The organism is Streptomyces sp. MAI_2237, from assembly GCF_054189285.1.
In genome coordinates this window covers 1,500,310-1,521,298 of record NZ_JAJPGQ010000003.1, presented here as the reverse complement: position 1 = coordinate 1,521,298, position 20,989 = coordinate 1,500,310, and the positions used below count along the sequence as shown (strand labels likewise).

At 67.1% G+C, this 20,989-nt stretch carries 34 protein-coding genes; 1 reads left to right on the top strand and 33 read right to left on the bottom strand.

What is annotated here, in order from left to right:
* Positions 1-38: 38 nt before the first annotated feature.
* The 3 genes from glmM to rplM form a co-directional block, all read right to left on the bottom strand.
* Entirely contained in the window at positions 39-1,397 is a 1,359-nt protein-coding gene (glmM, locus tag LN251_RS17455; RefSeq protein ID WP_458245208.1) for a phosphoglucosamine mutase, read from the bottom strand.
* Positions 1,398-1,580: 183 nt separating this feature from the next.
* Positions 1,581-2,093, bottom strand: coding sequence for a 30S ribosomal protein S9 (gene rpsI / locus LN251_RS17450; RefSeq protein WP_058923751.1), 513 nt, complete (start codon positions 2,091-2,093; stop codon positions 1,581-1,583).
* Between the two features lie 41 nt (positions 2,094-2,134).
* Positions 2,135-2,578, bottom strand: a complete 444-nt coding sequence (rplM, locus tag LN251_RS17445; RefSeq protein WP_058923752.1) for a 50S ribosomal protein L13 — start codon at positions 2,576-2,578, stop codon at positions 2,135-2,137.
* Positions 2,579-2,903: 325 nt separating this feature from the next.
* Between rplM and LN251_RS17440 the strand changes: the two genes are divergently transcribed.
* Complete coding sequence (locus LN251_RS17440) at positions 2,904-3,785, top strand: hypothetical protein (protein WP_458245207.1); 882 nt, start codon at positions 2,904-2,906, stop codon at positions 3,783-3,785.
* A gap of 24 nt (positions 3,786-3,809) precedes the next feature.
* On the opposite strand, the gene truA is transcribed toward LN251_RS17440, so the two are convergent.
* From truA to rplC, 30 genes are all read right to left on the bottom strand, one after another.
* Positions 3,810-4,667, bottom strand: coding sequence for a tRNA pseudouridine(38-40) synthase TruA (gene truA / locus LN251_RS17435; protein ID WP_458245206.1), 858 nt, complete (start codon positions 4,665-4,667; stop codon positions 3,810-3,812).
* Positions 4,668-4,810: 143 nt separating this feature from the next.
* Entirely contained in the window at positions 4,811-5,314 is a 504-nt protein-coding gene (rplQ, locus tag LN251_RS17430) for a 50S ribosomal protein L17 (RefSeq protein ID WP_458245205.1), read from the bottom strand.
* A 107-nt stretch (positions 5,315-5,421) separates the two neighbouring features.
* The gene (locus LN251_RS17425) at positions 5,422-6,444 is read right to left on the bottom strand and encodes a DNA-directed RNA polymerase subunit alpha (RefSeq protein WP_003966937.1); all 1,023 of its coding nucleotides are present in this window, start codon (positions 6,442-6,444) and stop codon (positions 5,422-5,424) included.
* Positions 6,445-6,591: 147 nt separating this feature from the next.
* Complete coding sequence (gene rpsK, locus LN251_RS17420) at positions 6,592-6,996, bottom strand: 30S ribosomal protein S11 (protein WP_003956432.1); 405 nt, start codon at positions 6,994-6,996, stop codon at positions 6,592-6,594.
* A gap of 70 nt (positions 6,997-7,066) precedes the next feature.
* On the bottom strand, positions 7,067-7,447 hold the full coding sequence (gene rpsM, locus LN251_RS17415; protein ID WP_020135802.1) for a 30S ribosomal protein S13: 381 nt from the start codon (positions 7,445-7,447) through the stop codon (positions 7,067-7,069).
* Positions 7,448-7,642: 195 nt separating this feature from the next.
* On the bottom strand, positions 7,643-7,756 hold the full coding sequence (gene rpmJ / locus LN251_RS17410; protein WP_003998809.1) for a 50S ribosomal protein L36: 114 nt from the start codon (positions 7,754-7,756) through the stop codon (positions 7,643-7,645).
* 59 nt (positions 7,757-7,815) lie between these two features.
* On the bottom strand, positions 7,816-8,037 hold the full coding sequence (infA, locus tag LN251_RS17405; RefSeq protein ID WP_003948620.1) for a translation initiation factor IF-1: 222 nt from the start codon (positions 8,035-8,037) through the stop codon (positions 7,816-7,818).
* A 209-nt stretch (positions 8,038-8,246) separates the two neighbouring features.
* On the bottom strand, positions 8,247-9,083 hold the full coding sequence (map, locus tag LN251_RS17400) for a type I methionyl aminopeptidase (protein ID WP_458245204.1): 837 nt from the start codon (positions 9,081-9,083) through the stop codon (positions 8,247-8,249).
* A 98-nt stretch (positions 9,084-9,181) separates the two neighbouring features.
* Positions 9,182-9,844 carry an adenylate kinase gene (locus tag LN251_RS17395; protein WP_249835125.1) on the bottom strand — a complete coding sequence of 221 codons (663 nt, stop codon included), beginning with the start codon at positions 9,842-9,844 and terminating at the stop codon, positions 9,182-9,184.
* Positions 9,844-11,157, bottom strand: a complete 1,314-nt coding sequence (secY, locus tag LN251_RS17390; RefSeq protein ID WP_249835126.1) for a preprotein translocase subunit SecY — start codon at positions 11,155-11,157, stop codon at positions 9,844-9,846. The genes LN251_RS17395 and secY overlap by 1 nt, the downstream gene beginning before the upstream one ends.
* Before the next feature lie 362 nt (positions 11,158-11,519).
* A complete protein-coding gene (gene rplO, locus LN251_RS17385; RefSeq protein WP_003974249.1) occupies positions 11,520-11,975 on the bottom strand; it encodes a 50S ribosomal protein L15 in 456 nt (151 codons plus the stop codon).
* A 2-nt stretch (positions 11,976-11,977) separates the two neighbouring features.
* Entirely contained in the window at positions 11,978-12,160 is a 183-nt protein-coding gene (gene rpmD, locus LN251_RS17380; RefSeq protein ID WP_005481207.1) for a 50S ribosomal protein L30, read from the bottom strand.
* Positions 12,160-12,768, bottom strand: a complete 609-nt coding sequence (gene rpsE, locus LN251_RS17375) for a 30S ribosomal protein S5 (protein ID WP_108954805.1) — start codon at positions 12,766-12,768, stop codon at positions 12,160-12,162. The genes rpmD and rpsE overlap by 1 nt, the downstream gene beginning before the upstream one ends.
* A gap of 36 nt (positions 12,769-12,804) precedes the next feature.
* Positions 12,805-13,188 carry a 50S ribosomal protein L18 gene (gene rplR, locus LN251_RS17370; protein WP_030745253.1) on the bottom strand — a complete coding sequence of 128 codons (384 nt, stop codon included), beginning with the start codon at positions 13,186-13,188 and terminating at the stop codon, positions 12,805-12,807.
* Between the two features lie 3 nt (positions 13,189-13,191).
* On the bottom strand, positions 13,192-13,731 hold the full coding sequence (gene rplF, locus LN251_RS17365) for a 50S ribosomal protein L6 (RefSeq protein ID WP_058923759.1): 540 nt from the start codon (positions 13,729-13,731) through the stop codon (positions 13,192-13,194).
* Between the two features lie 24 nt (positions 13,732-13,755).
* Positions 13,756-14,154: a 30S ribosomal protein S8 gene (gene rpsH / locus LN251_RS17360; protein WP_014674378.1), complete on the bottom strand. Its 399-nt coding sequence runs from the start codon at positions 14,152-14,154 to the stop codon at positions 13,756-13,758.
* Positions 14,155-14,367: 213 nt separating this feature from the next.
* Complete coding sequence (locus LN251_RS17355; protein WP_003948630.1) at positions 14,368-14,553, bottom strand: type Z 30S ribosomal protein S14; 186 nt, start codon at positions 14,551-14,553, stop codon at positions 14,368-14,370.
* A gap of 5 nt (positions 14,554-14,558) precedes the next feature.
* Complete coding sequence (rplE, locus tag LN251_RS17350; protein ID WP_007494758.1) at positions 14,559-15,116, bottom strand: 50S ribosomal protein L5; 558 nt, start codon at positions 15,114-15,116, stop codon at positions 14,559-14,561.
* Complete coding sequence (gene rplX, locus LN251_RS17345; protein ID WP_058923760.1) at positions 15,116-15,439, bottom strand: 50S ribosomal protein L24; 324 nt, start codon at positions 15,437-15,439, stop codon at positions 15,116-15,118. Before rplX ends, rplE begins: the two co-directional genes overlap by 1 nt.
* A gap of 2 nt (positions 15,440-15,441) precedes the next feature.
* Positions 15,442-15,810, bottom strand: coding sequence for a 50S ribosomal protein L14 (rplN, locus tag LN251_RS17340; protein WP_003998823.1), 369 nt, complete (start codon positions 15,808-15,810; stop codon positions 15,442-15,444).
* A 124-nt stretch (positions 15,811-15,934) separates the two neighbouring features.
* Entirely contained in the window at positions 15,935-16,219 is a 285-nt protein-coding gene (gene rpsQ, locus LN251_RS17335) for a 30S ribosomal protein S17 (RefSeq protein ID WP_383666595.1), read from the bottom strand.
* On the bottom strand, positions 16,216-16,440 hold the full coding sequence (gene rpmC / locus LN251_RS17330; protein WP_030221001.1) for a 50S ribosomal protein L29: 225 nt from the start codon (positions 16,438-16,440) through the stop codon (positions 16,216-16,218). The genes rpsQ and rpmC overlap by 4 nt, the downstream gene beginning before the upstream one ends.
* Complete coding sequence (gene rplP, locus LN251_RS17325) at positions 16,440-16,859, bottom strand: 50S ribosomal protein L16 (protein WP_007494765.1); 420 nt, start codon at positions 16,857-16,859, stop codon at positions 16,440-16,442. Before rplP ends, rpmC begins: the two co-directional genes overlap by 1 nt.
* Before the next feature lie 5 nt (positions 16,860-16,864).
* The gene (gene rpsC, locus LN251_RS17320) at positions 16,865-17,686 is read right to left on the bottom strand and encodes a 30S ribosomal protein S3 (protein WP_003998826.1); all 822 of its coding nucleotides are present in this window, start codon (positions 17,684-17,686) and stop codon (positions 16,865-16,867) included.
* Complete coding sequence (gene rplV, locus LN251_RS17315; RefSeq protein WP_003974262.1) at positions 17,686-18,033, bottom strand: 50S ribosomal protein L22; 348 nt, start codon at positions 18,031-18,033, stop codon at positions 17,686-17,688. The genes rpsC and rplV overlap by 1 nt, the downstream gene beginning before the upstream one ends.
* A 45-nt stretch (positions 18,034-18,078) precedes the next feature.
* The gene (gene rpsS, locus LN251_RS17310) at positions 18,079-18,360 is read right to left on the bottom strand and encodes a 30S ribosomal protein S19 (protein ID WP_058923762.1); all 282 of its coding nucleotides are present in this window, start codon (positions 18,358-18,360) and stop codon (positions 18,079-18,081) included.
* A 12-nt stretch (positions 18,361-18,372) separates the two neighbouring features.
* Positions 18,373-19,209: a 50S ribosomal protein L2 gene (gene rplB, locus LN251_RS17305; RefSeq protein WP_058923763.1), complete on the bottom strand. Its 837-nt coding sequence runs from the start codon at positions 19,207-19,209 to the stop codon at positions 18,373-18,375.
* Positions 19,210-19,247: 38 nt separating this feature from the next.
* Positions 19,248-19,667 carry a 50S ribosomal protein L23 gene (rplW, locus tag LN251_RS17300; protein WP_058923764.1) on the bottom strand — a complete coding sequence of 140 codons (420 nt, stop codon included), beginning with the start codon at positions 19,665-19,667 and terminating at the stop codon, positions 19,248-19,250.
* Complete coding sequence (gene rplD / locus LN251_RS17295) at positions 19,667-20,323, bottom strand: 50S ribosomal protein L4 (protein ID WP_142141938.1); 657 nt, start codon at positions 20,321-20,323, stop codon at positions 19,667-19,669. Before rplD ends, rplW begins: the two co-directional genes overlap by 1 nt.
* 7 nt (positions 20,324-20,330) lie before the next feature.
* Entirely contained in the window at positions 20,331-20,975 is a 645-nt protein-coding gene (rplC, locus tag LN251_RS17290; RefSeq protein WP_005481233.1) for a 50S ribosomal protein L3, read from the bottom strand.
* Between the last annotated feature and the right edge of the window lie 14 nt (positions 20,976-20,989).

Below are 20,989 nucleotides of genomic sequence, written 5' to 3'. Positions count from 1 at the left end.
GCACAGAACCCCCACCCCGAACCCGCCAGAGACCAGCCCTACCCCAGCGCGGACTTCACCGCGTCGGCCAACCGCCCCGCCACAGACCGAGCCTGCTCGATGTCCGCGGCCTCCACCATCACCCGCACCAGCGGCTCGGTCCCGGACGGCCGCAGCAGTACCCGCCCGGTGGACCCGAGCTCCCGCTCGGCCTCGGCGACGGCCGACGCCAGCTCGGCCGACGTACCGACCCGGGACCTGTCCACGTCCGGCACGTTGATCAGCACCTGCGGCAGCCGCTCCATCACGGCCGCGAGTTCCTTCAGCGACCGCCCGGTCTGGGCGACCCGCGCGGCCAGCAGCAGCCCGGTCAGCGTCCCGTCGCCGGTCGTCGCGTGGTCGAGGATGATCACGTGCCCGGACTGCTCGCCGCCGAGCGCGTACCCGTGCTGCTTCATCTCCTCCAGGACGTAGCGGTCCCCCACCGCCGTCTGGACGAGCTTCAGCCCCTCCCGCTCCAGCGCCAGCTTGAAGCCGAGGTTGGACATGACGGTCGCGACCACCGTGTCGGACCGCAGCACCGAGCGTTCCCGCATGTCGAGCGCGAGCACGGCGAGGATCTGGTCGCCGTCGACCTCGGCCCCCGTGTGGTCCACGGCCAGGCACCGGTCGGCGTCGCCGTCGTGGGCGATGCCCAGCGCGGCCCCGTGCTCGACGACGGCCGCCTTCAGCTTGTCCAGGTGGGTGGAGCCGCAGCCGTCGTTGATGTTCAGCCCGTCCGGCTCGGCGCCGATCGTGACGACCTCGGCCCCGGCCCGCGAGAACGCCTCGGGCGACACCCGCGCCGCGGCGCCGTGCGCCTCGTCGAGGACGATCCTCAGCCCGTCCAGCCGGTTCGGCAGGACGGCGATGAGATGGGCGACGTACTGGTCGAACCCCTCGTCGTAGGTCCGCACCCGCCCCACGCCCGCGCCGGTCGGCCGCTCCCACGGCTCCCCGTGCCGGTGGGCGTCGTACACCGCCTCGATCCGGTCCTCCAGCTCGTCGGCGAGCTTGTGGCCGCCGCGGGCGAAGAACTTGACGCCGTTGTCGGGCATGGCGTTGTGGCTGGCGGACAGCATGACGCCCAGGTCGGCGCCGAGCGCGCCGGTCAGGTACGCGACGGCGGGCGTGGGCAGCACTCCGACCCGCAGCACGTCGACACCGGCGCTCGCGAGACCCGCGACCACCGCGGCCTCCAGGAACTCCCCGGACGCACGCGGATCGCGTCCGACGACCGCCGTCGGCCGGTGGCCCGCGAACGTACCCGCCTCGGCCAGCACGTGCGCCGCCGCCACCGACAGACCGAGTGCCATCTCGGCGGTCAGATCCGCGTTGGCGACGCCCCGCACGCCGTCCGTGCCGAAGAGTCGTCCCACTTGTCCTCCTGAGAAAGCGTCAGCTGTTGCAGGCGTACCGGCAGCCCGACATTCCGGCATCCGATCACACAAGCCTCTGAGCATCTTGTGCCGTTATACGCCCACGACGGTGATAAACGAACGCCCCGGTCGGCACTGTGGCGTGCCGCCGGGGCGTTCGGAGTACGTGCAGGCAGCTGGTGATTAGCGCTTGCTGTACTGCGGGGCCTTGCGGGCCTTCTTCAGACCGGCCTTCTTGCGCTCGACCGCACGGTCGTCGCGGCGGAGGAAGCCGGCCTTCTTGAGCGGGCCGCGGTTGTTGTCGACGTCGGCCTCGTTCAGCGCGCGGGCGACACCGAGACGGAGCGCACCGGCCTGGCCGGAGACACCGCCACCGGCGATGCGGGCGATGACGTCGTAGCGACCCTCGAGCTCGAGCACCTTGAAGGGCTCGTTGACTTCCTGCTGGTGCACCTTGTTCGGGAAGTAGTCCTCGAGGGTGCGACCGTTGATCTTCCACTTGCCGGAGCCCGGGACGATCCGGACGCGGGCGATGGCGTTCTTGCGACGGCCCAGGCCGGCGGCCGGCTGCGGGTCGCCGAAGCGGGAGGCCATGGACTCGGAGGTGTACTCGCCCTCGACGGGGACGTCCGACTCCGTGGTGTAGCTGTCGATGTCAAGCTCTTCGAGCGGCTGCTCGGCAGTGGTCTCGGCCACGATTCTCCTCAGATTCTCTTCAGGCTTAGGGGTGGCCGGACTTACTGCGCGACCTGGGTGATCTCGAACGGCTGCGGCTGCTGCGCGCCGTGCGGGTGCTGGTCACCCTTGTAGACCTTCAGCTTCGAGAGCATCTGACGGCCCAGCGTGTTCTTGGGGAGCATGCCCTTGACGGCCTTCTCGATGGCCTTCTCGGGGTTCTTGTCCAGCAGCTCGTCGTAACGGACGGAGCGCAGACCACCCGGGTAGCCGGAGTGGCGGTACGCCATCTTCTGGGTCCGCTTGTTGCCGGAGAGGTGCACCTTGTCGGCGTTGATGATGATGACGAAGTCACCGGTGTCGACGTGGGGCGCGTAGATCGGCTTGTGCTTGCCGCGGAGAAGAGACGCGGCGGTCGTGGCCAGACGGCCCAGGACGACGTCCTGAGCGTCGATGACGTGCCACTGGCGAGTCACATCGCCGGGCTTGGGGCTGTATGTACGCACTTCGCAGCCTTTTTCTTCAGTGGATGGGTGCTGACACATGGCATCACTGAAGCGATCGTGCAGCTGGGGACGACAATGGCCGGGGACGATGCCCGTATGCCGCCCACTGGTAACTGCTCCAGGGAACCTAGGTATCGGTCTCTCGCGTGAGAACGAGCGAGCCAATACACAACGAAGATGCAGGATACCGGGGCGCCCCCGTACGGGTCAAAACGAGGCCGCGCCACCCTCGTGCGGCCGAGATGTACACGCCTGTCGCAAAGGTCCCCGGGAGCCTCGCCGGAGCCACACCGGTCCCCTCCGTACCCCGTCTAAGATGCGCCCCATGAGCTTTGGGCAGCAGGGGGGTCCCCAGTCTCAATGGGATCCCTGGAAACCGAACTCCCAGCAGCCGTGGAACAGCGGCGGTGACGGCCAGACCCCGGACTGGGCGGCGCTCGCGGAGGCGTCCGAGACGCGCAACAAGCGGCGCCGGCTGCTGTTCATCGGCGGCGGGGCACTCGCCACCCTCGCGATAGGCACCGCCGTCGCGATGGCCGTGGTGTCCGCCAACGGCGACGACAAGGCGTCCGGCAACCCGTCGAACCTGCCGGCCAGCGCGTCCATCCCGGGCAGCACCGCCACCGCCCCCTCCTTCGCGCCGACCAGCGCGCCGCCGCCACTGGACCCGAAGGAGTTCATCTCCAGCAAGGCCAAGGACACGGCGCCGCTCAGCGCGGCCCTGCTCTTCCCGGGCGCCCGGCTGACCATGGGCTCGACGGTCTACCAGAAGGGCGCCACGGCCGACACCAACAACTGCGCCTCGGCCGTCCAGGGCACGTACGTGAATCTCCTCACGGCCGGCAAGTGCACCCGTCTGATGCGCGTGACGTACCAGAAGGACGGCGTCGCGGTGACGGTCGGCGTGGCCGTGTTCGACACGGAGGCCCAGGCGACCAAGGTGAAGGGCACGGCGGACAAGAAGGGCTTCGTCAAGCCGCTCGCGGGCGACGGGGTGAAGTCCTTCTGCAACGCCGCGACCTGCCGCACGACGGTCAACTCCTACGGCCGGTACGCCTACTTCACCACCGGCGGCTTCCTGAACGGCAAGGACGTCACGAACAAGGACACGAAGGTGTTCTCGACCGGCGACGACCTGCAGACGTTCACGTTCCGCCAGATCCGCAGGCGCGGCGAGGCCCAGGCGTCGGCCGCGGCGACCGAGTAGGACGCGAGGCTCCCGGCGCCGCGGTCAGCAGCAGGCCGCCCCCGGGAGCGTCCGCCTGTTGCGGGCCTCCTTGTTCCGGGCGGCCAGCAGCTCGTCGGCCGGATAGCCGACCTCCTCCAGCGTCAGCCCGTGCGGTCGTACGACATGGACGGCCGAGTCCCTGACGCCCGCGGCCAGCACCTTGCCCGGCCACTCCGGGCCCCGGTGCCCGTCGCCGACGAACAGCAGCGCCCCGATCAGCGAGCGCACCATGTTGTGGCAGAAGGCGTCGGCCCGCACGGTGGCGGTGACAATCCCGTCCTCGCCCCGCTCCAGGCTCAGTTCCTGCAACGTGCGGATGGTGGTCGCGCCCTCCCGCTTCTTGCAGTACGCGGCGAAGTCGTGCTCGCCGAGCAGCCGCAGGGCCGCCTCGTTCATGGCGTCGACGTCGAGCGGCCAGTCGTGCCACAGGACGTGGTTGCGCAGCAGCGGATCGACGCCGCCGGGGTTGTCCGTCACCCGGTACGCGTAGCGCCGCCAGACGGCCGAGAAGCGGGCGTTGAAGCCGCTGGGCGCCTCTCTGAGGGCCCAGACCCGTACGTCCCTGGGCAGCCGCCCGGCGAGCCGCTTGAGCAGCTTCTGGTGGTGTTCACGCCAGACCGGCTCCGGCAGGTCGACGTGCGCCACCTGTCCCCGGGCGTGCACCCCGGCGTCCGTCCGCCCGGCGACGGTCAGCTCGTACGTCGTCTCCCCCGACCGCGTCACGGTCCGCAGGGCGTCCTCGATCTCCCCCTGTACGGTCCGCCGTCCGCCGGCCTGCTTGGCCCAGCCGGAGAAGTCGGTGCCGTCGTAGGACAGATCGAGGCGTACACGGACGTAACCGGGCTGTACTTCGTCACTCACACGGAGATCCTCTCAGGAACACGAAAGCGGGCCCGTCCCATGAAAGGAACGGACCCGCTGAGCGCCCCCGAAGGGGCGCGGGGAACTGCGCGACAGGCCACCACGAACCCGCGGCCGCGAACGCGCAGCCCCCGCCGGAACGCTTACGCGTCCTTCGACTCCTCGGCAGCCTCGGTCTCGGCGCCCTCGGCCTCGTCGGCCTTGGTCTCCTCGGCCTTGGCCTCGTCGGACTCCTTGACCGCACGCTTCGTCGCGGCCTCGGCCTCGCCGGTCGCCTGCTGGGCCACCGTCAGCGCCTCGACCAGCTCGATGACGGCCATGGGCGCGTTGTCGCCACGGCGGTTACCGATCTTGGTGATGCGGGTGTAGCCACCGGGACGGTTCTCGTAGCGCGGGCCGATCTCGGTGAAGAGCGTGTGCACGATGCTCTTGTCCGTGATCACCTGGAGCACCTGACGGCGGTTGTGAAGGTCGCCCTTCTTCGCCTTGGTGACCAGACGCTCGGCGTACGGGCGCAGCTTGCGCGCCTTCGCCTCGGTGGTGGTGATACGGCCGTGCTCGAAGAGCGACTTCGCGAGGTTCGCGAGGAGCAGCTTCTCGTGCGCGGCACTGCCGCCCAGACGGGCACCCTTGGTGGGCTTCGGCATTGTTCTTCTCCTGTGTGTCTGCCCCGGCCGTGTCAGGTACCGGGGTCAGGAACCCGATGAGCGGATGCTCACCGGCATCGACCGGTCAAGCACTGATCAGCACTGACTCAGTACTGCTCGGTCTCCACGAAACCCGCGTCCGCGTCGTCGTCGGCGCCGAAGGCGTCGGCAGCGGCCGTGGGGTCGAATCCGGGCGGGCTGTCCTTGAGGGCCAGGCCCATGCCGGCCAGCTTCGCCTTGACCTCGTCGATGGACTTCGCACCGAAGTTGCGGATGTCCAGGAGGTCGGCCTCGGAGCGAGCGACGAGCTCACCCACGGAGTGGATGCCCTCGCGCTTGAGGCAGTTGTAGGAGCGGACCGTGAGCTCCAGCTCCTCGATCGGCAGCGCCAGGTCGGCGGCAAGGGCGGCGTCCGTGGGGGACGGGCCCATGTCGATGCCCTCGGCGTCGATGTTCAGCTCGCGGGCGAGACCGAACAGCTCGACCAGGGTCTTGCCGGCGGAGGCCATGGCGTCGCGGGGACGCATCGCCTGCTTGGTCTCGACGTCGACGATCAGCTTGTCGAAGTCGGTGCGCTGCTCGACACGGGTCGCCTCGACCTTGTACGTGACCTTCAGCACGGGGCTGTAGATGGAGTCGACCGGGATACGGCCGATCTCCTGGCCCACCTGCTTGTTCTGCACGGCGGAGACGTAACCGCGGCCACGCTCGACCGTGAGCTCCATCTCCAGCTTGCCCTTGCCGTTGAGCGTGGCGAGGACCAGGTCGGGGTTGTGCACCTCGACACCGGCCGGGGGCGCGATGTCGGCGGCGGTGACCAGACCCGGGCCCTGCTTGCGCAGGTACATCACGACCGGCTCGTCGTGCTCCGAGGAGACGACCAGCTGCTTGATGTTGAGGATCAGGTCGGTGACGTCCTCCTTGACGCCCGGCACGGTGGTGAACTCGTGCAGGACGCCGTCGATGCGGATGCTGGTGACAGCGGCACCGGGGATCGACGACAGGAGGGTGCGGCGGAGGGAGTTGCCGAGGGTGTAGCCGAAGCCCGGCTCCAGCGGCTCGATCACGAACCGGGAGCGGAACTCGTCGACGACCTCTTCGGTCAACGAGGGACGCTGAGCGATCAGCATGTGTGGATCAGATCCTTCTTTCGTGGACGCCCGCTATTTGACGCCCGACGGAAACCGCGCCAGTGAAAAGCGCGGGTACTGCAAGGGTACGGGCGATACCGCCCCTTTACGGAGCCGTACCGCCCGAATCCTGAAAGCGACCGTGCGTCAGACGCGGCGGCGCTTCGGCGGACGGCAGCCGTTGTGCGGGGTCGGGGTGACGTCCTGGATGGAGCCGACCTCGAGGCCCGTGGCCTGCAGGGAGCGGATCGCGGTCTCACGACCGGAACCCGGGCCCTTGACGAACACGTCGACCTTGCGCATGCCGTGCTCCTGGGCGCGGCGGGCAGCCGACTCGGCGGCCATCTGCGCGGCGAACGGCGTGGACTTCCGGGAGCCCTTGAAGCCGACGTGGCCGGCGGAGGCCCAGGAGATCACGTTGCCGGACGGGTCCGTGATGGAGACGATCGTGTTGTTGAACGTGCTCTTGATGTGCGCGTGGCCGTGAGCGACGTTCTTCTTTTCCTTGCGGCGCACCTTCTTGGCAGCGCCCTGACGACCCTTGGGGGGCATCTACAAACTCCTACGGGGAGGTGGTCGGTCCTACAGCGAAGACCGCTGATGAAGCGTTGTCCGCTGAGGACTACTTCTTGCCCGGCTTCTTCTTGCCGGCGATGGCGCGACGCGGGCCCTTGCGGGTGCGGGCGTTGGTGCTGGTGCGCTGACCGCGGACGGGCAGACCACGACGGTGACGGAGACCCTGGTAGCAGCCGATCTCGACCTTGCGGCGGATGTCGGCCTGGATCTCGCGACGGAGGTCACCCTCGGTCTTGATGTTGTTGTCCACGTACTCGCGGATCGCGACGAGCTGCTCTTCGCTCAGGTCACGAACTCGGGTGTTCGGGTCGATACCCGTCTCCGCAAGCGTCTGCTGCGAAAGGGTCCGGCCGATGCCGAACACGTAGGTGAGGGCGACCTCCACGCGCTTTTCGCGCGGGATGTCAACACCGGAAACGCGTGCCACTTCAATGGCTCCTGGTGATCTTCGGAGGTCTTCCGCAGAACCGGTTCCCGGCCGCCGTATCAGGTACGAACCGGGTCCCCGGCCTCCGAACCGGGGGTGTCAAGCCGTGTCGGCCTGGGTCCTGCGTATGAACAATTCAGCTCGCGTCGCGCGAATCCCTGCGATGTCGATGCAGAGGGAACGGTCGATCGTGCGTCAGCCCTGGCGCTGCTTGTGGCGCGGGTTCTCGCAGATGACCATGACCCGACCGTGACGGCGGATCACCCTGCACTTGTCGCAGATCTTCTTGACGCTCGGCTTGACCTTCATGGGATTGAGGTTCTCCGGGTCAGTGCCACCACCCCGCCGAAACGGGATGCGGGCAAGATCTACTTGTAGCGGTAGACGATCCGGCCACGCGTCAGGTCGTACGGAGACAGCTCCACCACGACCCGGTCGTCAGGGAGGATGCGGATGTAGTGCATACGCATCTTGCCGCTGATGTGTGCCAGGACCTGGTGGCCGTTCTGGAGCTCGACCTTGAACATGGCGTTCGGAAGAGACTCGACGACAGTGCCCTCGATCTCGATGGCACCTTGCTTCTTGGCCACGCTTCGCCCTTCGAATCGACTACCTTGATCGACTCTCCTGCTTTTCCCCTGAGGGCGCATGCGGACATGCGGGTGCACGAGAGCCGACGAGTCAGTCTACGTCAGCGCACTCCGAAAGACGAATCGAGGAAGGATGCCCCAAGGGGGAGATCCTTAAGCGCGCCGGGCCGTGGCGCCCCGCGAGGGACGCGGGGAACTGCGCGACAAGCTCAGGCCAGCGGGTCCGGCGCGGCCGTGATGCCGTGCTCGGCCAGCTTGGCCTTGCCCCCGTCCGGGGCCGTGAGGACCAGCGGGCCCTCCTCGGTCAGCGCGACCGAGTGCTCCCAGTGCGAGGACCAGGTGCCGTCGGTGGTGATGACCGTCCAGTCGTCGGAGAGGACCTCGGTCCTGGGCGTGCCCAGGGACACCATCGGCTCGATGGCCAGGCAGAAGCCGGGGACCAGCTTCGGCCCCTTGCCCCGCCGGCGGTCGACGTAGTTCAGCAGGTGCGGGTCCATGTGCATCTCGGTGCCGATGCCGTGGCCGCCGTAGTCCTCGATGATCCCGTACTTGCCGCCGCCCGGCTTCGGCTGGCGGCGGATGTACGTCTCGATGGCCCGCGAGACGTCGACGAGCCGGTTGCCCTGCTTCATGGCCGCGATGCCGGCCCACATCGACTCCTCGGTCACCCGGGAGAGCTCGATCAGCTCGGGGGCGTGCCCGGAGCCCACGAAGGCCGTGTACGCGGCGTCTCCGTGCCAGCCGTCGATGATGGCGCCGCAGTCGATGGAGATGATGTCGCCGTCCTTGAGGACGACGTCGTCGGAGGGGATGCCGTGGACGACGACCTCGTTGACCGAGGTGCAGATCGTCGCGGGGAAGCCGCCGTAGCCGAGGAAGTTGGGCTTGGCGTTGTGCTCGGCGAGGACCTTGCGGGCGACCTCGTCCAGGTCCTTGGTGGTGGCTCCGGGCACCGCCGCCTCACGGGTGGCCGCGTGGATGGCGGCCACGACCAGCCCCGCCTCACGCATCTTGGCGATCTGCTCGGGGGTCTTGATCTGCACCATGGGGGCCTGCGCTCTCCGTCACTCACGTCGTCCGATTACGTACACAACAGTACGGCCGTGACGCCCGAACGGGTGCCACGGCCGTACCGGACGGGCGTCTACTTGCCGTCGTCCTCGCGCTTGAGCGCCTCCAGGGCGCGCTGCGTGATCTCGTCCACCGGACCCAGGGAGGAGATCGTCACGACCAGACCCTGTGCCTTGTAGTAGTCGATGATCGGCTCGGTCTGCGTGTGGTAGACCTCGAGCCGCTTGCGCACGGTCTCCTCGGAGTCGTCGTCACGCTGGTACAGCTCGCCGCCGCAGACGTCGCAGACGCCTTCCTTCTTGGCGGGGCTGTAGGAGACGTGGAAGACGTGCGCCGAGTCGTTGCGGCAGATGCGCCGGCCGGCGATCCGCTTCACGACCTCTTCCTCGGGGACTTCGAGGTCGAGGACCGCGTCCAGCTTGATGGTCTCGGTCTTGAGCAGCTCGTCGAGCGCCTCGGCCTGCGAGACGTTGCGCGGGAAACCGTCCAGCAGGAAGCCGTTCTCGGCGTCCGGCTGTTCCATGCGGTCCTTCGCCATCGCGATGGTGACCTCGTCCGGCACCAGGTTGCCGGCGTCCATGTAGGACTTCGCGAGTTTCCCGAGCTCCGTCTGCCGGCTGATGTTGGCGCGGAACAGATCGCCCGTGGAGATGTGCGGGATCGAGAGCTTCCCGGCGAGGCGGGTGGCCTGCGTGCCCTTTCCGGCACCGGGCGGCCCGACGAGGACGATTCGCATCAGCGGAGGAACCCTTCGTAATTGCGCTGCTGGAGCTGGCTCTCGATCTGCTTCACCGTCTCGAGACCGACACCCACGATGATCAGGATGCTGGTCCCGCCGAACGGGAAGTTCTGGCTTGCCCCAAAGCCCACCAACGCCATCGTCGGCACGAGAGCGATCAGTCCCAGATACAGCGAACCCGGCCAGGTGATCCGGTTGAGCACGTAACTGAGGTACTCAGCGGTCGGTCGGCCAGCCCGGATGCCCGGGATGAAGCCACCATACTTCTTCATGTTGTCCGCGACTTCCTCGGGGTTGAAGGAGATCGCCACGTAGAAGAACGCGAAGAACACGATGAGCAAGAAGTACGAAACAATGTAAATCGGGTGGTCGCCCTTGGTCAGATTCTGCTCGACCCAGGTCTTCCAGCCCGACTTGCTGCTGGAGAACTGCGCGACCAGCGCCGGAATGTAGAGCAGCGACGACGCGAAGATGACGGGAATCACACCCGCCTGGTTCACCTTCAGCGGGATGTACGTGGACGTACCGCCGTAGGACCGGCGCCCGATCATGCGCTTCGCGTACTGCACCGGGATGCGGCGCTGGGCCTGCTCGACGAAGACGACCAGGCCGACCATGACCAGGCCGACGAGGATGACGGTGCTGAACTCGATCCAGCCGTCGGCCAGCTTGCCCTGCTTCTTGATGGCCCACAGCGCGGACGGGAAGGTCGCGGCGATCGAGATGAACATCAGGATCGACATGCCGTTGCCGATGCCGCGGTCGGTGATCAGCTCGCCGAGCCACATGACGACGGCGGTGCCGGCGGTCATGCAGATGACCATCGTGATGGTGCTGAAGATCGAGCGGTCCGGCACGATCTGACCGGCGACCTGGCAGCCGCTGAACAGCGCGCCGCTGCGCGCGGTGGCGACCAGACCGGTGCCCTGCAGGATGGCGAGCGCCACGGTCAGATAACGGGTGTACTGCGTGATCTTCGCCGTACCGGCCTGGCCCTCCTTCTTGAGGGCTTCCAGGCGCGGGATGACCACGGTCAGCAGCTGCAGGATGATGCTCGCTGTGATGTAGGGCATGATGCCGAGGGCGAAGACGGTGACCTGGAGCAGCGCGCCACCGCTGAACATGTTGATCATGCCGAAGAGACCCTGGTTGCCCGAGGCCTCCTTCACGCACTCCTGGACAGCCGTGTAGGACACGCCCGGGATCGGGATGTGGGTACCTACGCGGTAGACCACGATGATGCCCAGCGTGAAGAGCAGCTTCTTGCGCAGGTCGGGCGTCTTGAACGCCCGGGCGAACGCGGTGAGCACGGTTCCTCCTGCGACCCCCGCGCCGCGCGCGGCAGGGACTAGTCGTCTGACATGGCCCAGAGGGCCGAACGATGTTTTCTACCACCCCGACACCGAACGGCATACCTCGCGCGGGCACAGGTGGACTTACGGACTCTAACAGCGCCTGCGCAGCCAGGTGAAGTTCGTGCGGAGGACGGCAGGTCAAGGGTGAGTCAGTTACAGGCCGGTGGAGATCCGCATCATCACCCGGATGCGGTCACACCACGTTGACACCCGGGGGTACGACCGTATGTTTCCGGCCACTTTCTACGGCAGAGGCCGGGCAGCTCCCCGTGGAGAACTGCCCGGCCTCTGTACGTGTGCGACGGTGTCGCCGGAACTCAGACGAGCTCGGTGACCGTACCGCCGGCGGCGGTGATCTTCTCCTTGGCGGAGCCGGAGACGGCGTCGACCGTCACCTGCAGCGCCACGGAGATCTCACCCTGGCCGAGGACCTTGACGAGGCTGTTCTTGCGAACGGCACCCTTGGCCACCAGACCCTCGACGGTGACCTCGCCACCCTCGGGGTAGAGCGCGGCCAGCTTGTCGAGGTTCACGACCTGGAACTCGGTCTTGAACGGGTTCTTGAAGCCCTTCAGCTTCGGGAGACGCATGTGGAGGGGCATCTGGCCACCCTCGAAGCGCTCCGGAACCTGGTAGCGGGCCTTGGTGCCCTTGGTGCCACGACCGGCCGTCTTACCCTTCGACGCCTCACCACGACCGACACGGGTCTTGGCGGTCTTGGCGCCCGGGGCGGGACGGAGGTTGTGGATCTTGAGCGGGTTGTTCTCCGCCATGATCAGTCGACCTCCTCGACCGTCACGAGGTGGCGGACGGTGTGCACCATGCCGCGGAACTCGGGGCGGTCCTCCTTGACGACCTGCGTGTTGATGCCCTTGAGACCAAGGGAGCGCAGGGTGTCACGGTGGTTCTGCTTGCTGCCGATGTACGACTTCGTCTGCGTGATCTTGAGCTGAGCCATTACGCAGCACCAGCCCCGGCACGCGCACGCAGCAGAGCCGCGGGAGCGACGTCCTCGAGGGGCAGACCGCGGCGGGCCGCGATCTCCTCGGGACGCTGCAGGCCCTTCAGGGCCTCCACGGTCGCGTGCACGATGTTGATCGCGTTCGACGAGCCGAGCGACTTCGACAGCACGTCGTGGATACCGGCGCACTCCAGGACGGCACGCACGGGACCACCGGCGATAACACCGGTACCCGGCGAAGCCGGCTTGAGGAGAACGACGCCGGCAGCCTTCTCACCCGTGATCGGGTGCGGGATGGTGCCCTGGATACGGGGGACCTTGAAGAAGTGCTTCTTGGCCTCCTCAACACCCTTGGCGATGGCGGCCGGCACCTCCTTGGCCTTGCCGTAACCGACACCCACGGTGCCGTCACCGTCGCCCACCACGACCAGCGCGGTGAAGCTGAAGCGACGACCACCCTTCACAACCTTGGCGACGCGGTTGATCGCGACGACGCGCTCAACGTACGCGGTCTTCTCGGCGGCAGCAGCGCCGCCGTCACGGCCCTTCCGGTCCCGCCGCTCGCCGCCACCGGCACCGCTTCCGCGGCGCTGGGGTCCAGCCATTGGATTACCTCTCTCTTTCCGCTAGCTACAAGCGGCTCAGAACTTGAGCCCGGCCTCGCGGGCGGCGTCCGCCAGGGCGGCGATGCGCCCGGCGTACTGGTTGCCACCACGGTCGAACACGACGGCCTCGACACCGGCGGCCTTGGCACGCTCGGCGACCAGGGCGCCGACCTGCTTGGCCTGCGCGGACTTGTCGCCCTCGCCACCGCGGATCGAGCTGTCCAGCGTGGACGCCGAAGCCAGGGTGTGGCCCTTCAGGTCGTCGATCACCTGCGCCACGATGTGGCGGTTGGAGCGGGTCACGACCAGACGGGGACGCTCCGCCGTACCGGAAAGGTTCTTGCGGATCCGGATGTGACGGCGCTTGATCGCGGCGCGCTTGTAGGCGTCGCCCTTGAGGATCTTCTGCCCGTATGCCATGGCTTACTTACCCGCCTTTCCGACCTTGCGGCGGATGACTTCGCCCTCGTACTTGACGCCCTTGGCCTTGTACGGGTCGGGCTTGCGCAGCTTGCGGATGTTGGCCGCAACCTCGCCGACCTTCTGCTTGTCGATGCCCTCGACCTGGAAGCGGGTCGGGGTCTCCACCTTGAAGGTGATTCCCTCGGGCGCCTCGACGGTGATCGGGTGGCTGTAGCCGAGAGCGAACTCGAGGTTCGAACCCTTGGCGGTCACGCGGTAACCGACACCGCTGATCTCGAGCTTCTTCACGTAACCCTGGGTCACGCCGGTGATCATGTTCGCCACCAGCGTGCGGGACAGGCCGTGCAGGGCCTTGCTCTGACGCTCGTCGTTGGGGCGGGTGACGTTCAGAACGCCGTCCTCACCCTTGGCGATCTCGATCGGCGCCACGACGGTGTGGGTCAGCGTGCCCTTGGGGCCCTTGACCGAGACCGTCTGGCCGTCGATGGTGACGTCCACGCCGGCGGGAACCGTGATGGGGAGCTTGCCAATACGCGACATAGCTGTTTCCTCCGTTCCCTTCCGCTACCAGACGTAGGCGAGGACTTCCCCACCCACGCCCTTCTTGCCGGCCTGCTTGTCGGTGAGGAGCCCGTGCGACGTGGAGATGATCGCCACGCCGAGGCCGCCCAGCACCTTCGGCAGGTTGGTGGACTTCGCGTACACCCGGAGACCGGGCTTGGAGATCCGCTTGATGCCCGCGATGGAGCGCTCACGGTTCGGGCCGAACTTCAGCTCGAGGACGAGGTTCTTGCCGACCTCGGCGTCCTCGACCTTCCAGCCCGTAATGAAGCCCTCCTGCTGGAGGATCTCCGCGATGTGGGACTTGATCTTGGAGTGCGGCATCGACACCGAGTCGTGGTACGCCGAGTTCGCATTCCGCAGACGCGTAAGCATGTCTGCGATCGGATCAGTCATGGTCATGAATTGGCCTTCGGCCTCTCTCGCCGGGGTTTCCTGGTGCGCCATCCCTCTCCCCGATCCGAGACGGGACGGGTGCGGCGCGGTGGACCTACGGCGTAGTAAGTCGTACGGGCGGCGACAGACGCCCAACCCCACAAGCCTAAGGCATGCGGAGGTGGGCGTCTGACCGCCCAGTCTGCTTACCGAGAGCTTCAGGAATCCCGAACTACGGGATTACCAGGAGCTCTTGGTCACGCCCGGCAGCTCGCCACGGTGAGCCATCTCACGAAGGCACACGCGGCACAGGCCGAACTTGCGGTACACGGAGTGGGGACGGCCGCAGCGCTGGCAGCGCGTGTAGCCACGCACGCCGAACTTGGGCTTGCGAGCAGCCTTCGCGATCAGAGCCTTCTTCGCCATCTCGCTCACGCCTCCTTGAAGGGGAAGCCGAGGTGACGAAGGAGCGCGCGGCCCTCAGCGTCGTTGGTCGCCGTGGTGACCACGGTGATGTCCATACCCCGGACGCGGTCGATCTTGTCCTGGTCGATCTCGTGGAACATGACCTGCTCCGTGAGACCGAAGGTGTAGTTGCCACGGCCGTCGAACTGCTTGGGGGACAGGCCGCGGAAGTCGCGGATGCGCGGGAGCGCGAGCGACAGGGTGCGGTCCAGGAACTCCCACATGCGGTCGCCACGGAGCGTGACGTGGGCACCGATCGGCTGGCCCTCACGCAGCTTGAACTGCGCGATGGACTTGCGGGCCTTGGTGACGGCCGGCTTCTGACCGGTGATGGTGGTCAGGTCGCGGATCGCGCCCTCGATCAGCTTCGAGTCACGGGCGGCGTCGCCGACACCCATGTTGACCACGATCTTCACGAGACCGGGGATCTGCATGACGTTCTCGTACTTGAACTCGTCACGCAGCTTGCCCGCGATCTCCTCGCGGTACTTCGTCTTGAGACGCGGAGTGGTGGTGGTAGCCATCAGATGTCCTCACCCGTCCGCTTGGCAACGCGGATCTTGTTGCCCTCGTCGTCGAAGCGGTAACCGACACGCGTGACGACCTTGTTGCCGTCCTTCTCAACGACCAGCTGGACGTTGGAGACGTGGATCGGCGCCTCGGTCGTGACGATGCCGCCGGCCTGCGAACCGCTGGCGGTCGGGCCGGCCTTGGTGTGCTTCTTGACCCGGTTGACACCCTCGACCAGGACGCGCTCCTCGCGCGGGAAAGCGGCAATGACCTTGCCCTGCTTGCCCTTGTCCTTGCCGGTGATGACCTGGACCAGGTCGCCCTTCTTGATCTTCATGCTTACAGCACCTCCGGAGCCAGCGAGATGATCTTCATGAACTTCTTCTCGCGCAGCTCACGCCCGACCGGGCCGAAGATGCGGGTGCCGCGAGGGTCGCCGTCGTTCTTCAGAATGACGGCGGCGTTCTCGTCGAAGCGGATGTACGAGCCGTCCGGACGGCGGCGCTCCTTGACGGTGCGAACGATGACCGCCTTGACGACGTCACCCTTCTTCACGTTGCCACCGGGGATCGCGTCCTTGACGGTGGCGACGATGACGTCACCGATGCCCGCGTAGCGGCGACCGGAGCCACCGAGCACACGGATGCAAAGGATTTCCTTCGCACCAGTGTTGTCGGCGACACGCAGTCGCGACTCCTGCTGGATCACGTCTATCTCCTGATCGTCTGCCGGTTCCCCGGGGGCCGTTCTTCAACGGCCCCCGGAGCCTGGCGGAACTGTCCTGCGGGGTACCCCGCAGGCGTACTTGTTGGAATTCCCTTGCGGGAATTACCTACTTGGCCTTCTCGAGGATCTCGACGACGCGCCAGCGCTTCGTGGCGGACAGCGGCCGGGTCTCCGCGAGGAGGACACGGTCGCCGACACCCGCGGCGTTCTGCTCGTCGTGCGCCTTGAGCTTGTTCGTACGGCGGATGACCTTGCCGTACAGCGCGTGCTTCACACGGTCCTCGACGGCGACGACGACGGTCTTGTCCATCTTGTCGCTGACGACCAGACCCTCACGGGTCTTGCGGAAGCCGCGCGCTTCCTTGTTCTCGGTCACGTTGCTCTCGCTCATGCGTTCTCCACCGTTTCGATGCCCAGCTCACGCTCGCGCATCAGGGTGTAGATCCGCGCGATGTCCTTACGGACGGCCTTCAGCCGACCGTGGTTTTCGAGCTGACCCGTGGCCGCCTGGAAGCGGAGGTTGAACAGCTCTTCCTTGGCTTCGCGGAGCTTCCCCAGAAGCTCCTCGTCACCCAGTTCGCGCAGCTCGGACGCCTTGGTACCGGCCGACATCACGCTTCACCTGCCTCGCGCTTGACGATCCGGCACTTCATCGGCAGCTTGTGGGCCGCACGAGTCAGCGCCTCACGGGCGATCTTCTCGTTGGGGTACGACAGCTCGAACATCACGCGTCCGGGCTTGACGTTGGCGATCCACCACTCCGGAGAACCCTTACCGGAACCCATGCGGGTCTCAGCGGGCTTCTTGGTGAGGGGACGGTCCGGGTAGATGTTGATCCAGACCTTGCCACCACGCTTGATGTGACGCGTCATGGCGATACGAGCGGCCTCGATCTGACGGTTCGTCACGTACGCCGGGGTGAGCGCCTGGATGCCGTACTCGCCGAACGCAACCGTCGTGCCACCCTTGGCAGCGCCGCTGCGTCCGGGGTGGTGCTGCTTGCGGTGCTTGACCCTACGGGGGATCAGCATGTCGGTCAGGCCTCCGTTCCGGTGCTCTCAGCCGGAGCGGACGCGGGAGCCTCGGCCTTGGGGGCCTCGGCGCCGGCAGCCTGCTGCGGCTTGCGACCGCGCCGCTCGCCACCACGGCCACCACGGGCCGGGCGGTCGGCACCGCCACGGGCCGGGCGGTTACCCGCACGGGCCGCAGCGTTCTCGGCGCGGACCTCGGCGATGTTCTTGACGTCGCCCTTGTAGATCCAGACCTTCACGCCGATGCGGCCGAAGGTCGTCTTGGCCTCGAAGAAGCCGTAGTCCACGTTCGCGCGGAGCGTGTGCAGGGGCACGCGGCCCTCGCGGTAGAACTCCGAGCGGGACATCTCGGCGCCGCCGAGGCGGCCACCGCACTGGATCTTGATGCCCTTGGCGCCGGCCTTCATCGCCGACTGCATGCTCTTACGCATGGCGCGACGGAAGGAGACGCGGGAGGAGAGCTGCTCGGCGACGGCCTGCGCGACCAGCTGAGCGTCCGTCTCGGGGTTCTTGACCTCGAGGATGTTCAGCTGGACCTGCTTGCCCGTGAGCTTCTCGAGGTCGCCGCGGATGCGGTCGGCCTCGGCGCCACGGCGGCCGATGACGATGCCCGGACGAGCGGTGTGGATGTCCACACGCACGCGGTCACGGGTGCGCTCGATCTCGACCTTGGAGATGCCGGCGCGCTCCATGCCGGACGTCATCATCCGACGGATGGCGACGTCTTCCTTGACGTAGTCCTTGTACAGCTTGTCGGCGTACCACCGGGACTTGAAGTCCGTGGTGACACCGAGCCGGAACCCATGCGGGTTAACCTTCTGGCCCATTACCGGGTTCCTTCCTTGCTGCTGACGACCACGGTGATGTGGCTGGTCCGCTTGCGGATCCGGTAGGCACGGCCCTGGGCGCGCGGCCGGAACCGCTTCAGGGTCGGGCCCTCGTCGACGTACGCCTCGGAGATGAAGAGGCTGTCGGCGTCGGTGTGGTCGTAGTTGTGCGCGGCGTTGGCAATGGCGCTGTCCAGCACCTTGCCGACCGGAACCGAGGCTGCCTGCGGAGCGAATCGCAGAACAGCCTGGGCCTCCGTGGCGTCCATGCCACGGATGAGGTCCACCACACGGCGGGCCTTCATGGGCGTGACGCGGATGTACCGCGCCTGGGCCCTGGCTTCCATGGTTGTCCCTTCAGAGTTACTTACGTGTCTGAATGCGATCCGCTGTTAGCGGCGCTTCGACTTCCGGTCTTCCTTGACGTGACCCCGGAAGGTGCGCGTCGGCGAGAACTCGCCGAGCTTGTGGCCGACCATCGACTCGGTGACGAACACCGGGATGTGGGTCTTGCCGTTGTGCACCGCGATCGTGTGGCCGAGCATGGCCGGGACGATCATGGAGCGACGGGACCAGGTCTTGATGACGTTCTTGGTGCCGGCTTCGTTCTGGGCGTCCACCTTCTTGATGAGGTGTCCGTCGACGAAGGGCCCCTTCTTGAGACTGCGCGGCATCTAAACCCGCTCCTAGCGCTTCTTGTTCGTCTTGCGGCGGCGGACGATGTACTTGTTCGATGCCTTCTTGGGCGAACGAGTACGACCTTCCTTCTGACCCCAGGGGCTGACCGGGTGGCGACCACCGGAGGTCTTGCCCTCACCACCACCGTGGGGGTGGTCAACCGGGTTCATCGCCACACCGCGAACGGTCGGGCGGACGCCCAGCCAGCGCTTGCGGCCAGCCTTGCCCCAGTTGATGTTGCTCTGCTCGGCGTTGCCGACCTCGCCGACCGTGGCGCGGCAGCGCTGGTCGACCAGGCGGATCTCACCGGAGGGCATGCGGAGGTGGGCCATCGTGCCCTCCTTCGCGAGCAGCTGCACGGAGGCACCGGCGGAGCGGGCGAACTTGGCGCCGCCGCCCGGACGAAGCTCCACGGAGTGGATCGTCGTACCGACGGGGATGTTGCGCAGCGCCAGGTTGTTGCCGGGCTTGATGTCGGCGCCCGGGCCGTTCTCGATCCGGTCGCCCTGGGTCAGGCCCTTGGGCGCCAGGATGTAGCGCTTCTCGCCGTCCGCGTAGTGGAGCAGCGCGATGCGCGCAGTGCGGTTGGGGTCGTACTCGATGTGCGCGACCTTCGCCGGCACGCCGTCCTTGTCGTGACGACGGAAGTCGATCACTCGGTAGGCGCGCTTGTGTCCGCCACCCTGGTGGCGAACGGTCACACGACCGGCGTTGTTACGGCCGCCCTTGCTGTGCAGCGGGCGGACCAGCGACTTCTCCGGCGTGGACCGCGTGACCTCGACGAAGTCGGCGACGCTGGAGCCACGACGGCCCGGCGTAGTCGGCTTGTACTTGCGGATTCCCATTTCTCAGTCCTCGTCCGATATCGGACGATCCGACCCGCTTACGCGGTCGGACCGCCGAAGATGTCGATACGGTCGCCCTCGGCGAGGGTCACGATCGCGCGCTTGGTCGCCGCACGCTGGCCGAAGCCGGTGCGGGTCCGCTTGCGCTTGCCGATGCGGTTGATCGTGTTGACCCCGGTGACCTTGACCGAGAAGACCGCCTGGACGGCCTCCTTGATCTGGGTCTTGTTGGCGCGCGGGTCGACGATGAACGTGTACTTGTTCTCGTCCAGGAGCGCGTAGCTCTTCTCGGAGACGACCGGCTTCAGCAGCACGTCACGGGGGTCCGTGTACGACTTGCTGAGGGGGGTCTCGACCGTGTTCTTGCCCTCGGTGGCGTGGCGACGCGCCTTGGCGACGCGCGCGGCCTTGGCGGCCTTCGCAGCCTTGGAGGCAATGCTCGGGTGACGCGTAGCCATCAGGCCTCGCTCCCTTCGGTGTCGTTGGCCTTCGGGCCGGCGACGAAGGACTCGAGAGCGGCCTGGGTGAAGACCACGTCGTCCGAGACGATCACGTCGTACGTGTTCAGCTGGCCCGGCTCCAGGATGTGGACCTGGGGCAGGTTGCGGGCGGACAGCCACGCGGCCTCGTCGGCGCGCTCGACGACCAGGAGCAGGTTCTTGCGCTCCGAGATCTTGCCGAACAGCGTGCGAGCGGCCTTGGTGCTGGGGGTCTCGCCCTCGATCACGCCGGAGACGACGTGGATGCGGTTGTGGCGGGCCCGGTCGGTGAGGGCGTGACGCAGGGCGGCAGCCTTCATCTTCTTCGGGGTCCGCTGCGAGTAGTCGCGCGGCACGGGACCGTGCACGACGCCACCACCGGCGAACTGGGGCGCGCGGGTCGAGCCCTGACGGGCGCGGCCGGTGCCCTTCTGGCGGTACGGCTTCTTGCCGCCACCGCGAACCTCGCCACGGGTCTTGGTCTTGTGCGTGCCCTGACGGGCAGCGGCGTTCTGCGCGACGACGACCTGGTGGATCAGCGGGATGCTGACCTTCTCCACGCCGAAGATCTCCGCGGGGAGCTCGACGCTACCGGTCTTCTCGCCGGCAGGCGAAAGGATGTCAACAGTGCTCATCGGTACCTCAGGCCCCCTTGGCCGCGGTGCGGACCAGGACGAGGCCGCCGTTCGGACCGGGAACCGCGCCCTTGATGAGCAGCAGACCCTTCTCCGCGTCAACGGCGTGGACGGTCAGGTTCTGGGTGGTGACGCGCTCGTTGCCCATGCGACCCGCCATGCGGAGGCCCTTGAACACACGGCCCGGGGTGGCGCAGCCACCGATGGAACCGGGAGAGCGGTGCTTGCGCTGGGTGCCGTGTCCGGCGCCGAGGCCCTTGAAGTTGTGACGCTTCATGACACCGGCGAAGCCCTTGCCCTTGCTCTTGCCGGTCACGTCCACCTTGACGCCCGCCTCGAAGACCTCAGCGGAGATCTCCTGGCCCAGCGTGTACTCGGAGGCGTCCGCGGTGCGGATCTCGACGAGGTGGCGGCGGGGGGTGACGTCGGCCTTGGCGAAGTGGCCCTTGAGGGGCTTGTTCACCTTGCGCGGGTCGATCTCGCCGAACGCGATCTGGACGGACTCGTAGCCGTCGACGTCGTTCGTACGGACCTGGGTGACGACGTTGGGGCCGGCCTTGACGACGGTGACCGGAACAACGCGGTTGTTCTCGTCCCACACCTGCGTCATGCCGAGCTTCTCGCCCAGGATGCCCTTGATCTGCTTAGCCATTCTCAGATCACCAG

Coding starts and splice junctions, on each gene's coding strand:
- rplO (WP_003974249.1), bottom strand. CDS start 11,975: ATGGCGGAGAACAACCCGCTCAAGATCCACAACCTCCGTCCCGCCCCG.
- rplF (WP_058923759.1), bottom strand. CDS start 13,731: ATGTCGCGTATTGGCAAGCTCCCCATCACGGTTCCCGCCGGCGTGGAC.
- rpmD (WP_005481207.1), bottom strand. CDS start 12,160: ATGGCTCAGCTCAAGATCACGCAGACGAAGTCGTACATCGGCAGCAAG.
- rplR (WP_030745253.1), bottom strand. CDS start 13,188: ATGGCATACGGGCAGAAGATCCTCAAGGGCGACGCCTACAAGCGCGCC.
- rplQ (WP_458245205.1), bottom strand. CDS start 5,314: ATGCCGAAGCCCACCAAGGGTGCCCGTCTGGGCGGCAGTGCCGCGCAC.
- rplE (WP_007494758.1), bottom strand. CDS start 15,116: ATGGCTACCACCACCACTCCGCGTCTCAAGACGAAGTACCGCGAGGAG.
- rpmJ (WP_003998809.1), bottom strand. CDS start 7,756: ATGAAGGTCAAGCCGAGCGTCAAGAAGATCTGCGACAAGTGCAGGGTG.
- map (WP_458245204.1), bottom strand. CDS start 9,083: ATGGTGCAGATCAAGACCCCCGAGCAGATCGCCAAGATGCGTGAGGCG.
- rpsS (WP_058923762.1), bottom strand. CDS start 18,360: ATGCCGCGCAGTCTCAAGAAGGGGCCCTTCGTCGACGGACACCTCATC.
- rplD (WP_142141938.1), bottom strand. CDS start 20,323: ATGAGCACTGTTGACATCCTTTCGCCTGCCGGCGAGAAGACCGGTAGC.
- rplP (WP_007494765.1), bottom strand. CDS start 16,859: ATGCTGATCCCCCGTAGGGTCAAGCACCGCAAGCAGCACCACCCCGGA.
- rplV (WP_003974262.1), bottom strand. CDS start 18,033: ATGGAAGCCAGGGCCCAGGCGCGGTACATCCGCGTCACGCCCATGAAG.
- rpsE (WP_108954805.1), bottom strand. CDS start 12,768: ATGGCTGGACCCCAGCGCCGCGGAAGCGGTGCCGGTGGCGGCGAGCGG.
- rpsH (WP_014674378.1), bottom strand. CDS start 14,154: ATGACCATGACTGATCCGATCGCAGACATGCTTACGCGTCTGCGGAAT.
- LN251_RS17395 (WP_249835125.1), bottom strand. CDS start 9,844: ATGCGAATCGTCCTCGTCGGGCCGCCCGGTGCCGGAAAGGGCACGCAG.
- LN251_RS17355 (WP_003948630.1), bottom strand. CDS start 14,553: ATGGCGAAGAAGGCTCTGATCGCGAAGGCTGCTCGCAAGCCCAAGTTC.
- rpmC (WP_030221001.1), bottom strand. CDS start 16,440: ATGTCGGCCGGTACCAAGGCGTCCGAGCTGCGCGAACTGGGTGACGAG.
- rplX (WP_058923760.1), bottom strand. CDS start 15,439: ATGAAGATCAAGAAGGGCGACCTGGTCCAGGTCATCACCGGCAAGGAC.
- rplC (WP_005481233.1), bottom strand. CDS start 20,975: ATGGCTAAGCAGATCAAGGGCATCCTGGGCGAGAAGCTCGGCATGACG.
- rplB (WP_058923763.1), bottom strand. CDS start 19,209: ATGGGAATCCGCAAGTACAAGCCGACTACGCCGGGCCGTCGTGGCTCC.
- rpsC (WP_003998826.1), bottom strand. CDS start 17,686: ATGGGCCAGAAGGTTAACCCGCATGGGTTCCGGCTCGGTGTCACCACG.
- rpsQ (WP_383666595.1), bottom strand. CDS start 16,219: ATGAGCGAGAGCAACGTGACCGAGAACAAGGAAGCGCGCGGCTTCCGC.
- rpsK (WP_003956432.1), bottom strand. CDS start 6,996: ATGCCCCCCAAGGGTCGTCAGGGCGCTGCCAAGAAGGTGCGCCGCAAG.
- LN251_RS17425 (WP_003966937.1), bottom strand. CDS start 6,444: ATGCTGATCGCTCAGCGTCCCTCGTTGACCGAAGAGGTCGTCGACGAG.
- LN251_RS17440 (WP_458245207.1), top strand. CDS start 2,904: ATGAGCTTTGGGCAGCAGGGGGGTCCCCAGTCTCAATGGGATCCCTGG.
- rplW (WP_058923764.1), bottom strand. CDS start 19,667: ATGGCTACGCGTCACCCGAGCATTGCCTCCAAGGCTGCGAAGGCCGCC.